General features: G+C 37.3%; 10 protein-coding genes and 1 tRNA gene. 8 read left to right on the forward strand and 3 right to left on the reverse strand.

Going from position 1 to position 16,910, the window contains the following annotated elements:
• Positions 1 to 65: 65 nt before the first annotated feature.
• The 5 genes from EZ449_RS21060 to EZ449_RS21080 all read left to right on the forward strand — a co-directional run bounded on the left by EZ449_RS21060 (position 66) and on the right by EZ449_RS21080 (position 10,713).
• Positions 66 to 731, forward strand: a complete 666-nt coding sequence (locus EZ449_RS21060; RefSeq protein WP_131562650.1) for a hypothetical protein — start codon at positions 66 to 68, stop codon at positions 729 to 731.
• Between the two features lie 277 nt (positions 732 to 1,008).
• Positions 1,009 to 4,167: a SusC/RagA family TonB-linked outer membrane protein gene (locus EZ449_RS21065; protein WP_131562652.1), complete on the forward strand. Its 3,159-nt coding sequence runs from the start codon at positions 1,009 to 1,011 to the stop codon at positions 4,165 to 4,167.
• Between the two features lie 26 nt (positions 4,168 to 4,193).
• Positions 4,194 to 5,705, forward strand: coding sequence for a RagB/SusD family nutrient uptake outer membrane protein (locus EZ449_RS21070; protein ID WP_131562654.1), 1,512 nt, complete (start codon positions 4,194 to 4,196; stop codon positions 5,703 to 5,705).
• 379 nt (positions 5,706 to 6,084) lie between these two features.
• Positions 6,085 to 9,231, forward strand: coding sequence for a SusC/RagA family TonB-linked outer membrane protein (locus EZ449_RS21075; protein WP_131562656.1), 3,147 nt, complete (start codon positions 6,085 to 6,087; stop codon positions 9,229 to 9,231).
• Between the two features lie 12 nt (positions 9,232 to 9,243).
• The gene (locus EZ449_RS21080) at positions 9,244 to 10,713 is read left to right on the forward strand and encodes a RagB/SusD family nutrient uptake outer membrane protein (RefSeq protein WP_131562658.1); all 1,470 of its coding nucleotides are present in this window, start codon (positions 9,244 to 9,246) and stop codon (positions 10,711 to 10,713) included.
• 65 nt (positions 10,714 to 10,778) lie between these two features.
• On the opposite strand, the gene EZ449_RS21085 is transcribed toward EZ449_RS21080, so the two are convergent.
• Entirely contained in the window at positions 10,779 to 11,186 is a 408-nt protein-coding gene (locus EZ449_RS21085) for a DoxX family protein (RefSeq protein ID WP_131562660.1), read from the reverse strand.
• Position 11,187: 1 nt separating this feature from the next.
• Positions 11,188 to 12,087 (reverse strand): S66 peptidase family protein, encoded by a 900-nt coding sequence (locus EZ449_RS21090; RefSeq protein ID WP_131562668.1) that lies wholly within the window; start codon positions 12,085 to 12,087, stop codon positions 11,188 to 11,190.
• 40 nt (positions 12,088 to 12,127) lie between these two features.
• Between EZ449_RS21090 and metG the strand changes: the two genes are divergently transcribed.
• From metG to EZ449_RS21105, 3 genes are all read left to right on the forward strand, one after another.
• Positions 12,128 to 14,236, forward strand: coding sequence for a methionine--tRNA ligase (metG, locus tag EZ449_RS21095; protein WP_131562662.1), 2,109 nt, complete (start codon positions 12,128 to 12,130; stop codon positions 14,234 to 14,236).
• A gap of 395 nt (positions 14,237 to 14,631) precedes the next feature.
• Positions 14,632 to 14,703, forward strand: a tRNA-Arg gene (locus EZ449_RS21100).
• Positions 14,704 to 15,015: 312 nt separating this feature from the next.
• Positions 15,016 to 16,287 (forward strand): site-specific integrase, encoded by a 1,272-nt coding sequence (locus EZ449_RS21105; protein ID WP_131562664.1) that lies wholly within the window; start codon positions 15,016 to 15,018, stop codon positions 16,285 to 16,287.
• 422 nt (positions 16,288 to 16,709) lie between these two features.
• Here EZ449_RS21105 and EZ449_RS21110 read toward each other — a convergent pair.
• Positions 16,710 to 16,910 (reverse strand): ATP-binding protein (locus EZ449_RS21110; RefSeq protein ID WP_165499770.1); only part of this gene is annotated, 201 nt, incomplete at its 5' end.

The raw sequence follows: 16,910 nt of genomic DNA on the forward strand, positions 1-16,910 counted from the left end.
TCATATAAAAATAATAAAGCCCGCCAATGCGGGCTTTATCATTTTAAAAACTTTATTTTTATAATATGAAAACAGCAACTTACATTAAGCTTTCTTTGATTCTTATATTGATCATCGATTGTACAAGCCTTTCTGCTCAAATTAACACCGTTGGCTCTTACAAAAATCTTATAACGGTTAAAGAATCAAGAGCAGATCTACAGGGTTCCCCATATTTACTTTCAGATTGGACTGCTGCCACAATAAAGTTTTCTCCCGGAATTGAACCTAAAACTGAAAATATTAAATATGACTTATTGGATGATGTTCTGATTATAAAGGGCGAGGGTGATACTGAATATACTTTCACCGATGCGCCGAAAGAGTTTAAACTTTCTACTAACAATGAGATTTATAGAAATGGATTTTCTCCAGTAGATAAGATGACTGAAAAAACGTTTTATAATGTAATTTACGATGGCAAGGTAAAATACCTTAAGAAATTATCGAAAATGGTTATTGAAAGTAAAGGCTATAATTCTGCAACCGTAGAAAAGAAAGTTGCAGATGAAACGAATTTTTATATTGCTAAAGCTGGTGAAAAACCTGTCAAGGTTAAAGGTAACGAAAAATCCATCATTGCCGTGCTAGGCAAAAATGAAGCATTATCAAAATACATCAAAGAGAATAAATTAGATTTAAAGTCTACCGAAGGTATAAGTAAGCTGTTAACATATTACGATACATTGTAGAAAAGGTTTAAACTTTAACAAGAGCCATGATTTGATTTTTTCGATCATGGCTTTTATTTTTGCATAAGAAGCTTGTTTTTATCTATGAAAGACGGCTCTGGCTGAATAACTAAGGATTTAGTATTAACAAGGTGTTACCAAAAGGGTAATTTAATTGTCATAATTGGCCACAATTGTTAGTTGCATACTCATTTTAAGTGTAATATTTGAATTACACTACAATATTTATTTAAATTAGACTCCTCAAGTAATTAATCAAACAAACTAATTTAAATTCATGAAAAAACTTCTACAAAGTTTGTTCGTGCTTTTGTTTGTTGCATTTAATGCAATGGCTCAAGATCGAACAGTTAATGGAACAGTAACGTCGGTTGAGGATGGTCTTCCTCTACCTGGAGTTAGTGTTAAGGCGGTTGGCGCACAGGGTGTGGCTGTAACTGGGGGTGATGGTAAATACTCACTTAAAATCACATCCTCTACAAAAAGTATTCAATTTTCTTATATTGGATATACTACAAAAACAATTAATATTGCTGGCTCGAACACTTTAAATGTAGGTTTAGAGGCTGATTCTAAAACACTAAGTGATGTTGTTGTGGTGGCTTATGGTACAGCTAAAAAAGAAGCAATTACCGGCTCAGTATCCTCTTTAAGTGCTAAAGATTTAGAAAACAGGACGGTAACGAATATTACTGCTGCGTTGCAAGGTGCGGCTCCTGGTATTAGTGTGGGTGCTTCTAATGGTCAGCCAGGAAGCTCAGCAGGGATTAGAATTCGTGGGTTTGGATCGTTTTCTGCATCAAATACTCCACTATACGTATTAGATGGGTCTGTTTATGATGGAAGTATTGGTGACATTAACCAAAATGACATTGAGAGCATTTCTGTATTGAAAGACGCTTCTTCTTCAGCTTTATATGGGTCTCGTGGTGCTAATGGTGTAGTTATAATTACAACAAAAAGAGGAAGATCTTCTCAGCCTACGGTAAACGCAAGTGTTGTTCAGGGTTTTTCTGAAAGAGGAATTCCAGAATATGAACGTGTCAATGCTCAAGAATATTATCCATTGGTTTGGCAAGGAATTAAGAACAACCTAATGTACAATGCTTCACCCGCATTATCAGAATCGGCTGCTGCTACAAAGGCATCCGCAGACGTGTTTACCAACTTAGTTTATAATCCTTTCAGTGTCCCTGGGGGTCAAGTTGTTGGTACGGATGGCAGACTAAATCCCAATGCATCTTTATTATATGACGATTTTGACTGGTATGATGCAATGTCTAGACAAGGTAAAAGAACCGATGCCAACCTAAGTTTTTCTGGAAAATCTGAAAAATCTGATTTTTTTGTTTCAATGGGATACTTAAATGATCAAGGCTTCAATATCAAATCTGATTTCCAACGTTTTAACGCTCGTGTCAATGTAAATTCTCAGATTAAGCCTTGGTTAAAAACAGGTTTAAATGTTTCAGGGTCGATGACTAATGCAAATACTGCGAATGACTCTTTCACAGGAAGTGGAGCAAGTTTTATTAACGCTTTTTCTTTCACACGAGGCATAGGCCCAATCTATCCAGTTCGTGCTTTTACTGCTACGGGTGCTCCGATTCAGAATAGCTTAACTGGCGAGCAATGGTATGACTATGGAGCTCATCCTGGTGCTGTTGGACGTCCACAAGGCGCATCTCCAGGTAGACATGTTGTTTACGAAACATTGTTAAACGATTACTTGACTAGAAGAAGTCAAATAAGTGCTAGAACTTTTGTTGAAATTAAATTTTTGAAAGACTTTACTTTTGCACCGACTTTTAGCATAGATTTAAGGAATAGTAACGGAAACACGTATTGGAATCCTACCGTTGGTGATGGGGTAACTCAAAATGGATACAAATCTCAAAGTACCAATACTATCAGATCTTATACTTTTAACCAAATCTTAAACTATAATAAAACAATAGGTGATCATACAATTTCTGCGTTAATTGGACATGAAAATTATGATTATAATTATCGTACATTTAATGCTAGTAGAACTGGTTTAATTTTACAAGGTAATACCGAATTCGCAAACTTTGTAACTTCTAATAGTTCGGGCGGTCAAGCGGATAACGACTTAATTGAGTCTTTCCTGTCAAGAGCTAGCTATAACTACAAAGAGAAATATTTCTTCGACGCATCATTGAGACGTGATGGGTCATCGAGATTTGCTCCAGATGCAAGATGGGGAACTTTCTTCTCTCTTGGTGGATCTTGGTCAATTAATAAAGATTTTTTCAAGGAAACATCTTGGATTGATGATTTAAGATTTAAAGTATCTTATGGACAAGTAGGTAATAACTTATTAGATGGTTACTATCTGGATAGAGCATTTTATGATTTAGGATTTAGCAATGGAGCTGAGCCAGGAGCCCTTTTGTCGTCAGCTGCAAATCCAGCCTTGAAATGGGAATCACAAAACACATTTAATACCGGTTTAAATTTCTCTGTATTCAAAAAAAGAGTATATGGTGAGCTTGAGTATTTCAAGAAAACTGTTGATGGTTTGTTATTTAGTGTTCCTCAGCCACTGTCTGACCCAGTTACATCAATTAACCAAAACGTGGGTTCGATGTATAATTCAGGTATTGAACTTATGTTGGGTGCAGATGTTGTTAGAACTCAGAATTTCACATGGAATCTTACAACCAACTGGACAATCTTAAAAAATAAAGTAACAAAACTTCCAGCTGAAACTCCTCAAATTATTAGTGGTACAAAAAGAAGAGAAGTTGGCTATGATTACTATCAATTTTGGTTAAGACAGTATGCAGGTGTAGATCCATTGGATGGAGCTGCTTTATACGTTCCTGATTATAATACTACAATAGCGGCAGCTAACAAAAGAACAGTTAATGGAGTAGAATATACAACCAACCAATCAAATGCTTTGTTCGATCGTTCTGGAAGTGCTATTCCTGATTTAATGGGGTCTTTTAATAATACTTTCTCATATAAAAATTTATCATTATCTGTATTAATCAACTACCAAATAGGTGGAAAGTTTTATGATGGTAATTATCAAGGTTTAATGAGTACAGCTTCTTACGGCTCTGCATTGCACAAAGATTTGTTGGATGCTTGGACGCAAACAAATACAACTTCAAGTATTCCTAGAGCAGACTTTGGTAACTCAGCCAACATTAACGCAACATCAACCAGATGGTTGGTAGATGCATCTTATTTAGCATTCCGAAATGTGAATTTAGCTTATAGCTTGCCTAAACAGTGGCTTAGGAAAATCGATGTAAGCAGCGCAAGACTATTTGTAACAGGTGAAAACTTACACTTATTCTCAAAAAGAAAAGGTTTGAACCCATCTGAATCATTTGATGGTACAAATGCAAATGTTTACCCACAAGCAAGAATATTAAGTGTAGGCTTAAACGCTTCTTTTTAATTTTTAATTATTAATATCAAATAGATATGAAAAAGATATTTTACTCAGCAATTTTAGCCTCTATGATTTTAGGCGGATCTAGCTGTAAAAAGGACTATCTTCAAACAACGCCAACCGATAAGGTAGATAATACTTCCATATTTTCAACAACAGCTAATGCTAGTGTCGCACTAAATGGAATTTATCGTTACATGTTTGAAAGAACAACAACCACTACAAGTAATGCGCAAGGAAAACCAGGTGTTGCTGGAATTCTTTTAGGGATAGACTTCATGGGCGAAGATTTGCATCAAGCTGCTGCAACTTGGTTTACATCAACTGGTGAGGGGAATTACGTTGCTGCTAGAACAGATAATGCGGCGAGTAACCTTTATTATTATAGAACTTTCTACCGGATGATAGGTAATGCAAACTATATCATTGATAATATAGATGCCGCTGAAGGTACCGCCGCGGAAAAATCTAGGATAAAAGCTGAGGCGCTCACGTTAAGAGCATATTCGTATTCTTATTTAGTACAGTTCTATGGCAATCGGTACAACGCTGCAGCTAAGCCTAACAACCAACTTGCTGTACCTCTTCCACTTAAATCAACAGATACAAGAATGCCAAGAGTAAGCGTTGAAACTGTTTATGCAGCTATTGTAGCTGATTTGGAAGCAGCCATCGCTTTAAATGCAACAACAGTTCCAAACAAAACTCATGCTGGTATTTGGGTTGCTAAAGGTTTAAGGGCGAGAGTAGCTTTAACCATGCAAGATTATCCAAATGCAATTAAGTATGCTAAAGAAGTTATAGATGGAAATGCATTTCCATTGATGAGCCAGGCTGATTACCAAACAGGCTTTAATAATATTGGTTTATCTGAATATATGTGGGGCGCTAATCCTTCAACAGAACAAGGTGATACCTTTGGTTCATTTTATGCTCAAATTGCTTACAATGCCAACACAAGTTATCAACGTGCTACCCCAAAAATGATCAACTCTGCATTATATGACCAAATCTCGGCAACTGATGTTAGAAAAAAAATGTGGGAACCAGTCGCTACTGCAGCTAATTTTCCATTACCACTGCCAACTTTTGTTAGAAGAAACTATATGACTAGAAAGTTTTCGGTTAAAGCGATCGGTGATCCATCTTTAGGCGATGTGCCTTGGATGAGAAGCGCAGAGATGCATTTAATTTTAGCAGAAGCGTATGCTAGAAGTGCACAAGATGGTTTAGCGCAAACTGCCTTATTCGTTTTAGTTGCCAAAAGAGATTTGAGCGCTATTAAATCAACAAAAATTGGTACCGCGTTGATTGATGAGGTTATGATTAATCGTAGGGTTGAACTATGGGGTGAAGGATTTAGATATTTAGATCTTAAGCGCTTGAATCTATCTTTGGATAGGACAACTGCAAATGTTCCGAATTATGTTGCAACTTCTGTTGCAAATGTATTACAAATCCCAGCGGGTGACCCAAGATTTCTATTCTTAATCCCTCGTGATGAAATTAATGCAAATCCAAATATTGGGCCACAAAACCCATAGTAGGAGCCGTTAAAATTATAGGGGCTGTCAATTTGTTGGCAGCCCTTTTTTTATGCCCACATCTAGACTTATTATAAATTTATGTGTGTTTATTAATTAATTTGGTGCTGAGTTTCCAATTCTAATTTATTATATCATCTAATTAATCAATAGATGTATATACAGCATGTTAAAGAATAAATTGGCTCTAAAAAGTACTAATATGCAAAAATTGCATATATTTTCTGCTTTTATGAAAAATTACACCCAATATATCCGATGAGATATGTGATTTACATTCGTTTCATTAAAATACTGTATTGTTTTCTGGTGTAAAATTTGTATTACAACCTCCAAAATTTTATATTAGGGAATTATTAACTAAACCAAACTAAATTTTATGAAAAAACTTCTACAAAGTTTGTTCATAATCCTATTTATTGCAGGGACTGCAATGGCTCAGGATAGAACAATCACTGGAACAGTTACAGGAAAGGAAGACGGAATGCCTCTTCCTGGTGTAAGTGTTAAAATCAAAGGCGCAGCTGGCGGAACCACAACAGCTGCAGATGGAAAATTCTCACTGAAGGTTATTGCAGGTACTGCTTTAGAATTTTCCTACATTGGTTATGTATCGCAAACAAGGCCTATTGGATCATCAAGTGTGCTCAATGTAGCATTATCTAGTGATTCTAAAACACTATCTGATGTAGTTGTTACTGGCTACACTACACAATCAAAAAGAGATGTTACAGGCTCAATTGCGAGTGTAAGTGGTGAAAAACTCAAAAACCAGCCTGTCCAAAGTTTTGAACAGGCATTAGCTGGTAAAGCAGCGGGTGTTAACATCATTCAACCAAATGGTGTACTAAATAACCCACCTGTTTTTAGGGTGCGTGGATTTAACTCCATTTCTTTAAGCTCTTATCCCTTAATTATTGTAGATGGTATTCCAGTATTTACTGGCGACCAATCTTCAAATAGTGCAGCAGGTAATGCATTGGGTGATATTAATCCAGCAGATATAGAATCTATAGATATCTTAAAAGATGCTGCTTCTTCTGCAATTTATGGTTCTAGAGCAGCAAATGGTGTTGTTGTAATTACCACTAAAAAAGGAAAACAAGGTGCTACAAAAATTAATTACGAAGGATGGGTAGGAACTACAAAAGCTCAAAACCTTACGCCTCTTTTAAATGCAGCAGAATATGTGCAAATCAAAAATGAGTCTAGAACAAATATTGGGCAAGCCCCAGCTTTCTTTTTGCAAACAAAATCAGACGGCTCACAAGTAGAAACCAATTGGTACGATTATGCTTACAGAACTGCGACTTCGCAAAATCATGCTTTGAACTTTTCTGGTGCAAATGATAAAACCTCATATTATATATCTTTAGGTTACAGCAATCAAGAGGGCTTTATTATTGGAAACTCTTTCGAAAGGAAAAATGGACGTGTAAACTTAGATCATAAATTATTCAAGAACATAACTATCGGAACGAATTTTTCTTATAGTAATACGCTAAATCGTGCGCCAAATACCGGATCGTTACCAGGCCAAGCATTTTCAACTGTTGGTTTAGGAAGATTAGCCATTGTGCTTCCTCCTAATGTTTCACCTTATAATGAGGATGGATCTTATAATATGAACGCATCTGGTGCCATTGGATTAGGCGCTAATACAATAGCTTCAAACTATCCCAACTCAGCTGTATTAATTAATGAAGACAGAAATACATCTGAAAGTGATCGCATCATTGCGAATGCTTATGCATCGATTCAGTTAGTTAAGGGATTAACACTTAAGACTACTTATGGCTTAGATAACCTTAAAATAGACAATAATTCATTTGTTAATCGTTTGCAGGGAGATGGTTTTGGGTACAATGGTGGTGCTACTAGCAACTTTGTAAAGAATAGCCGCTGGAATTGGTCTAATACATTAAATTACAATGGGGTTTTTGGTGATCATACTATTGGGGCTTTAGTAGGTGCGGAAGATCAATATTCTAAGTCGAATGGTTATGGTGCCACCAGACAGGGAGTTATTGATCCATTTATTGAAGTTTTTCAAGGGGCGTTTGGAACAATTACACCAGCTGGATTAGTTCAAGGAGACAACGCATTTCGTTCGTACTTCGGAAGTGTTAATTACGATTATAAGAAAAAATACTATTTAACAGGATCTTTCAGACGTGATGGTTATTCAGGTTTATCAGCAGGAAATAAGTATGGTAACTTTGGAGGAGCTTCAGTAGGATGGGCACTGTCAGAGGAGAGTTTTTATAAAGAATCTGGCTTAAGTGAAGTGTTAACGCGGATTAAATTCCATGGTAGTTACGGTGAAGTGGGTAACATTAATATTGGTAACTACCCAGCGCTATTTTTATATAGTCCTGGTCTGTATGGAAATGCTTCTGCACTTTCTTTCTCTCAGGCGGGTAATCCAGATTTGAAATGGGAAACTAGTAAAAAAGCAGATGTAGGCTTAAATCTTGAATTTTTAGGTGGACGTTTCTCTCTTGATGTAGATTACTATCACAATAATATTGATAATCTAGTGCAATTTGCGCCGCAAGCTCCCTCTAAAGGTGTTCCGGGAAATGCAATTACTACTAACGTTGGAAAAATGTATAATAAGGGATTTGAGTTTACTGTAAATTCAAAAAACTTTGACAATGATGATTTCTCTTGGTCGACGAGTTTAACATTTAGTACATTGAAAAATGAAGTTACCGCTTTAGGTAATAATAATGCTGATCTATTTGGTGCAACATCTTTAGAGACAGCGAATATTACTAGAGTTGGATATCCAATTGGATCTATTTACACAGTTCCAACAGCAGGTGTAGATCCTGGAACTGGAGAAAGAATTTTTATCAATAGATTTGGGGAGAAATTGAGGTTTAGCTTTCAAAGAGCAACTGCTGCTCGTTACCAATATTTAGATGGTCCAAAAGCAGGTCAAAATGCAACTGCGATTGATGCAGCATTAGATGCCACAATTACAGGGCAATCAATACCGAAATGGTTTGGTGGTTTAGATAATAATTTCCGTTATAAAGATTTTGATTTATCTATCGGCTTAACTTTTTCAGGAGGAAACAAGATTTATTACGGATCGTTAGCAGGCCTTCGTGATCAACGTTTCTGGAATAATGAAGCGGGCGTATTGGATAGATGGACAACTCCGGGTCAGATCACAGATATTCCTCGTTTGGTTTATGGAGATAATACTTCAAACGGTTCGGCATTTGCTCAATCACAAAATGTGTTCTCTGGAAATTTCTTAAAAGTTCGTAATCTTGCTTTAGGTTATACTTTACCAAAAGCGCTTTTGAGCAAATACGGCGTATCAAATATTAGAGTATATGCACAATCTAGTAACCTTTGGATTATATCAAACTATCCAGGGCCTGATCCAGAAGTTTCTGTAAATGGAAACTCTACAACAACAGGTAATAGTGGAAACTTAGCTCCGGGTGTAGATAGAAACTCAGTGCCATCTGGCAGAACATTTACTTTCGGTATTAATGTTGGATTTTAAAAAATAGAGATCATGAAAATTAAAATAAATAATAAACTAAAATATCTTTTTCTTGCCGCACCTTTTTTCTTTGCGACATCATGCAAAAAGGATTTCTTAAATACTGCTCCTGATACCGCTTTACCTATTGAAGATGCATTTGCAAATCCAGATAGAATTCTATCGCAGGTTAACGGGGTATATGCAGGGATAAAAAATGGCCAGTATTATGGCGGTCGGTTTTTAATCTATAACGATATTCGAGGAGAGGAATTTATAGTAAACAAGCCGAATGGTGTAACTGGTTTGGATACTTGGAGGTTTAATGTAACTTCAGGCACTAATGAAGTCGTAAATTTGTGGGGTGCAGTATATGCAGCAATCAATCGTGCTAATTTAGTAATAGAAGGGGTTACAGCAAACTCTTCTTTGCTAACTCCTACGCTAACAAAGCAATATATTGCAGAAGCTAAATTTTGTAGGGCTTTCTGTTATTATAGTTTATTACAACTATATGCAAAACCTTACATCACAGATAACGGTGCAAGTTTAGGTGTTCCATTAAGATTAAAAGGTGAGAAAGACCTTACTGGTAATGACCTAAAAAGAAGTACTGTGGCCGAGGTTTACACCCAAATTTTAAAGGACTTAAATGAAGCTGAGCCTGATCTAGCTCTTACACTCGCTGCAACGAGAGCATCAAGAAATACGGCAATTGCTTTTAAAACAAGAGTATATTTATCAATGGGTAATTTATCATCAGTTGTAACAGAGGCAAATAAAATTGTAAGTGCCACAGCACCATTTGTTGCAGCTACGGGTTCTCCATTAAAACTTGAGGCAAACATTACAACTGTTTTTGGCGGCGCATATACTGGTAATGCAACAGCCACTGAAGCTGCATTGTCGTTTCCAATGGCAGACCTAGATGCCCCAGGAACCCAAAATCAGTTGGCTTACTATTATAATGTTTCTCCAAATCAGGCTGGGGGTAATGAAGAGTTTTTCTTAAATCCTACAGGGATTTTCGGAAATGCTGCATTTGCTGCTGGTTCAACCGATGCTAGAAAAAGCTTGACGACTGTATCTGGTGCAAACACTTATCTATCTAAGTTTAAAAGACCTTCGCCATATACGGACTATGTTCCAGCAATTCGCTACGCAGAGGTTTTATTGAACCTTGCTGAAGCAACTGTTGTTACCGATCCAGCAAGATCAATCGCTTTGTTAACTGCTGTTAGACAACGATCTAATCCTACCTATGTTTTTCCAGCAGCAGACTTATTACCTGCAAACTTGAAAAATACAATATTAACCGAACGTAGAATAGAATTGCTTGGTGAAGGTTTAAGATCTCCAGATATTATGAGGTTAGGACTTGGCTTCCCTGCAAAAAGTGGTTCACAAGGTACAGCCCCTGCAATACCATTTAATACGGCAGGCTATGTTTGGCCAATATCAGCAAATGAGGTTCAGAATAATAAGTTAATCGTTCAGAATTAATAATATTTTTTCATTAACAAGAAAAGCCAGCACTGCTGGCTTTTCTTGTTAATGAATTTTTTCCTCTACTTCTTATCCACACTATACTTCCCTGGGCCAATAAATATCAATCCAAAAAATACAATTCCCAACTCGATCGCATGACTAGCGCCTTGTAAGCCATCTCCTTTTGAAAAATGAACAAGTGCGGCAATAATCATGGTGAAGATTAATAGAATACATGCAGGGCGAAAGAACAATCCAACAATTAAAAGGAAGCCACCAAATGTTTCAGTTGCTGCGGCCATAAATCCCCAGAAAATAGGCAAGAAATCTATTCCAATTACTTTCATGCTTCCTCCTAAACCAGTCCAACCGCTAGGTCCGCCTGCAAGTTTCGGGAAACCATGAATAATGAACATAATGCCTAAGCCCAAACGGATTAATAACAAACCCGTGTTGCGGTACTTTCCTAAATTATCTAAAATGGCCATGTTATAAATATTTAAAATAAACGTTGTTGCTTTCTACCTTTAACTCAACTTCAGCACCTAATACCATGCTTAAGTTATTCTCGATGTGCCCTGTTGGAAAATTAAAACAAACGGGGTAATTATAATCCTTAACCACCTCCCATATTACCTCATCAGCTGTTTGCCCGAAAGAAATTTTTTCTTCCTCAATTTCGTTAAATGCACCAATAATTAAACCATTCAAGTTTTCAAGCTTTCCGGCACGTTTCAGCATTCTTAACATTCTATCTATTCCATATTCTTGCTCGCCTACATCTTCCAGAAAAAGAATCTTATTATCGAAATCCATTTCTGAAACAGAACCTTGCAACATCGTTAGCAAAGTTAAATTTCCTCCAATTAAAATGCCTTGGCTCTTTCCTTGTTGATTTTTAAACTCACTTTGATATTGGTATTGCTGCTGCTCACCAAATAACGATTTTCTTAACGATTCAAGCGCCTCTTCAGTAGAATCATCAAAAGTGTAGGGCATTTGTGCGTGAATACATTGCGTATCCATATCAGCAATGAGGTGCGATAGCAAAACCGTGATATCGCTAAAACCCACAAACCATTTGGGGCTCTTATTAAATTTGGTAAAATCCAAATCATCGATGATCCGAATGGTTCCATAACCACCCCGGCCAGAAATGATTGCTTTTATTGATGGATCATCTAAAAATTGCTGGATATCCTTGGTGCGTAAAGCATCTGTTCCAGCAAATTGATGGTGACTGGCATATACACTTTCACCTATAATTACTTCCAATCCCCATTCCTTTAATATTTCAATGGCATGGTCTATAGGTTTGGGTAATTTCTTTGCCGGACAAACGAGGGCAATCTTATCTCCTTTTTTTAAATATGGGGGCTGCTTAATCATCTTCAAAACACTTATCTTTGCCAAATTAATAAAAATTGTTTTGGATAATAGTAAAATAAAAAGATATACTGTAACCGCGGCGCTTCCATACACCAATGGACCGGTACACATAGGGCACCTTGCTGGCGTTTATATCCCTGCCGATATTTATGCCCGTTATCTGCGTTCGAATAAGCGGGATGTAAAATTTATATGCGGCTCTGATGAAAATGGTGTACCCATTACCTTAAAAGCCAAAAGAGAGGGCATTACCCCGCAGGAAGTTGTAGATAAGTACCATAAAATCATAGGCGATTCATTTAAGGAGTTTGGGGTGTCTTTCGATATCTATCACCGTACATCGTCTTTAACACATCATCAAACAGCTTCTGATTTTTTTGAAACCTTGTATGATAAAGGCGTTTTTACCGAAGAGATTACCGAACAATACTACGATCCAACGGCTAAGCAATTTTTGGCCGATCGTTACATTACTGGTACTTGTCCGAAGTGCGGAAACGAAAATGCATATGGCGATCAATGCGAAAATTGTGGCTCTACACTTAATGCTACCGATTTAATCAATCCAAAATCGACACTTTCTGGCGATAAACCAATTTTAAAGGAAACCAAAAACTGGTTCTTGCCACTTGATAAGTATGAAGACCGCTTAAGAACTTATATCGAAAGCCATAAGGAATGGCGACCAAATGTTTATGGTCAGTGCCAAAGTTGGTTAAATGCAGGTTTACAACCAAGGGCAATGACTCGCGATTTAGACTGGGGTGTTCGAGTTCCACTGCGTGATGCTAAGGGTAAGGTATTGTACGTGTGGTTCGATGCGCCCATCGGCTACATTTCGGCTACCAAAGAACTTTGTAATTACGCAAAGCTCGATGTTTGGAATCCGAAGGCAGAGGAATATTACATCAGCAGTTTTGAGAATGATAAATGTGGTTGGGAAGAATATTGGAAGAGCGACGAAACTAAACTGGTTCACTTCATAGGAAAGGATAACATTGTATTCCACTGCATTATCTTTCCCGCAATGTTAATGGCACATGGAGGTTATACTTTGGCCGATAATGTTCCAGCAAATGAATTCCTTAACCTAGAGGGTCAAAAAATTTCTACCTCTAAAAATTGGGCGGTTTGGCTGAACGAATATTTGAGGGAGTTTGAGGGGAAACAAGATGTGTTGCGTTATGTGCTCACGGCAACTGCTCCAGAAACCAAGGACAACGATTTTACCTGGAAAGATTTTCAGGCTAGAAATAATAATGAATTGGTAGCCATTTTAGGTAATTTCATTAATCGTGTAGTGGTTTTAACCCATAAATATTTTAATGGCACAGTTCCTACCTGCATGGAAATTACGGAGGTAGATCAAGCCGTTATCGATGAGTTAGCCAGTTACCCAGCAAAGATTTCTGCATCAATAGAAAATTATCGCTTTAGAGAGGCCCTATCCGAAGTGATGAATGTTGCCCGTTTGGGGAATAAGTACCTTGCAGAAACCGAGCCTTGGAAATTGATCAAAACTGATGAAGATCGGGTGCGTACGATTTTACATCTCGCACTCCAAATTGCGGCTAATATCCAAATTTTAATCGAGCCTTTCTTGCCTTTTACATCAGAAAAATTAATGAAGATGCTAAAGAATGGTGGTCATAATTGGGAAGATGCTGGCACGGTAACGTTGATTAAGCGTGGGCATGAGATAGGTGAAGGTGTTCTTTTATTCGATAAGATTGAGGATGCTGAAATCGATTATCAGGTAGAAAAATTAAACCAAAGTAAGGCCAGCAATGCTGCAGGTTCTGTAGTAGCTACTCCAGCGAAAGAAAATATAAATTTCGATGATTTTTCTGCCATGGATATTCGAGTGGCTACCATAGTTGCTGCAGAAAAGGTAGAGAAAACTAAGAAGTTGCTAAAGCTTACTGTAAACACTGGTATCGATGAAAGGACAGTGGTTTCAGGAATTGCAGAATACTACCAGCCAGAAGATATTGTAGGCAAGCAAGTAAGCATTATTGTAAATCTAGCCCCAAGAGAAATTAAAGGAATTTTATCACAAGGGATGATTTTAATGGCTGAAAACGCAGAAGGAAAACTCACTTTTGTGGCTCCAGTAGATAAGTTCATAGAGGGAAGTGTAATTAGGTAATAATATTATTTTAGTAGTTTAGGCCATTTGATTCGATTCAAGAGGCTTTTTCGTTTCGTCAGAAAAATTTAAGTCGCAACCATGTTCTATTAATATAAATTGTGAGGTAAATCTTCACTATTGTTTTTTTGGGAAATGAATAGCATGATGCTTTTGGCGGTTTTTACTCCCGCTCCCACTTCTGCCCACAATGAAAAATTGTGTGGCATCTCGTTTCGATCGGGTTTAGGTACAGTGTTAGATTTCTTTTGGCAAAATAAGAAAGCCACTTCAGATCGTAAAGTGGTTCAAAAAGCGAGTGACAACATCTAGCCAAGTCAGATGCTCCTATGAGCTAAAGCTGTAAAATTATGCACTTTTCAGCTCAAAACTTTTGTTATATTTGCAGCATTATTGGTCCCGTAGTTCAACGGATAGAATAGAAGTTTCCTAAACTTTAGATATGAGTTCGATTCTCGTCGGGACCACTTCCTTAGATTCAAACCAGAACATTGTCGCGCAAATCGTTGATTTTCAAGACTTTGTTTTGGTTTTTATAACGCATTAAGACTCATTTTCGACCATTCTGAATGGTTAATTTTAGTGAGTCGAAAACTGACTTTTTCTTGTAAAACACTGTAAGTCAGTAGATTGATTGAAATATCAAAACCAGAATTATTCCGAAATGTTCGGGTTCTGGATTATTTTGTAAGATATTGATTTACAGCTCGTTCGACTGGCGAACATCTTGATGACTCACTGGCTCAAATGTACATTTGTTTAATTTTAAATGTATCATTATGAGTTACAATTTTCATCTTTTATTCTATCTGAAAAGACCAAAAAATTTTATCAAGGGCGAGATGATGCCCATCTATTTACGGATTACCGTGAAAGGAAAACATTCGGAATATTCTGTCGGCAGGGAAATTGTTCCCAGCTTCTGGTCTGCGCTTAAAGGGAAAGGCACTGGCCTGCGCGAAGAGATCCGGGAACTTAATGATTATCTGGATACGCTGGCCTCAAAAGTTCGACGGTTTCATACCTCTCTTGTTGAAAAGGAAGATGAGGTGACAGCGGTAGTCTTGAGGGATCATCTTACCGGAAAGAATACGTCTAACCATAGCCTACTGAGAGTTTATCAGAAGCACAATGACAATATGGAAAAACTGATTGGTAAAGGGTACAGTTATAGCACGTTTCAAACCTATCAAAGTTCCATCAGACATGTTAAACAATTTCTTCAGCTCAAATATGAGGTTCAGGACATTAACATCAAAAAGGTGGATTTTAAATTTATCACCGATTATGAGTTATTTCTTAGAATAGATCGAGGAAATAATGCGATGTCTGCCCGGAAATATATTGTTCACCTGAAAAAAATCATGCTGTATTGCCTGGGCGCCGGGTGGATAGTCGGTAATCCATTTTTAAATTATCGCAATACTGCTAAAGCTAAGGCAAGGACTTTTCTAAATATGGAAGAGTTGGATAGAATTAAAAACAGGGAATTTCCACTTGAGCGCTTAAACATCGTTCGTGACATTTTTATTTTCAGTTGCTACACCGGCCTCTCTTATATAGATGTGAAGCAGCTTCGCCCGGATCAGATTACAAAGGGTGATGACGGTAATTTATGGATATTCATCAAACGCCAGAAAACGGAAACACCCTGTCACATCCCCTTGTTGGATGAGGCAAAAGTAATTCTTGACAGGTATAAGAATCACAGGATATGCCGATGGAGAAAAGTGGCGTTGCCAGTGCTCACCAACCAGAGGATGAATGGGTACCTCAAAGAGATCGCAGATCTTTGTACCATCACTAAAGTACTCACTTATCATCTGGCTCGTCACACTTTTGCGACGACTATTACGCTTTCAAATGGTGTTCCGATTGAGACTGTGTCCCAGATGCTTGGGCATAACAGCTTGAAAACAACCCAGCATTATGCAAAGGTTATCGATACTAAAGTTAGTACTGAGATGTCTGCATTACAGGAGAAACTGTTAGACCGAGATAAGAAGGAAGAAGATACTGGTGATATGAAAGTTATGAAGCTCTTTAGATAGATTGCTGGCAATGTAACAGGAAATCGGTTGTAATTTGTCTTGTCAACCTTAATCTAAATATTTGTTTTTCAATCATTATAATGTATTTGATTGAAGTAACAATCAGATTAAGAAAATTTTAAAATATGGTATCACAACTGACCGACATTGATGTCGGTCAGTTCGATCAAGATTGGGATTTCGCTTGTTGAAAGACAAATGATTAGATTCTATCCGATATGGACCGATACGATCCGATTACGATCCGATCCTTTTAAAAAGACAGCATTTGATTACGTGAAAATTACTACTAATTTTGACAAAAGCAGTGTATTTGTACAGATAATGTAATCGGGAAATAACACTGCACAAGAATTGGCAATTAAGAGTGCACAGAAAACGGCAACAAGTGTGCACAGTTTTACAAAGCTAATCTTCTGGTCCTAACTTGCAAATATTGTTTTCCTATTTTCCATTCTGTAAGATTTTCCCGCAAGACTGATTACCTCACACCGGAATAGAAGCCTGTCCAGCAGAGCTGTGGCCAGCACCTCATCATCCAGCATTTTGGCCCAGTCAGCAGGCATTTTGTTGGTGGTGATAATAAATGAGGTGCTTTCATAAAGTTGGTTTACGAAGTTAAA

This window comes from Pedobacter frigidisoli, from assembly GCF_004331675.1.
GTDB lineage: Bacteria > Bacteroidota > Bacteroidia > Sphingobacteriales > Sphingobacteriaceae > Pedobacter > Pedobacter frigidisoli.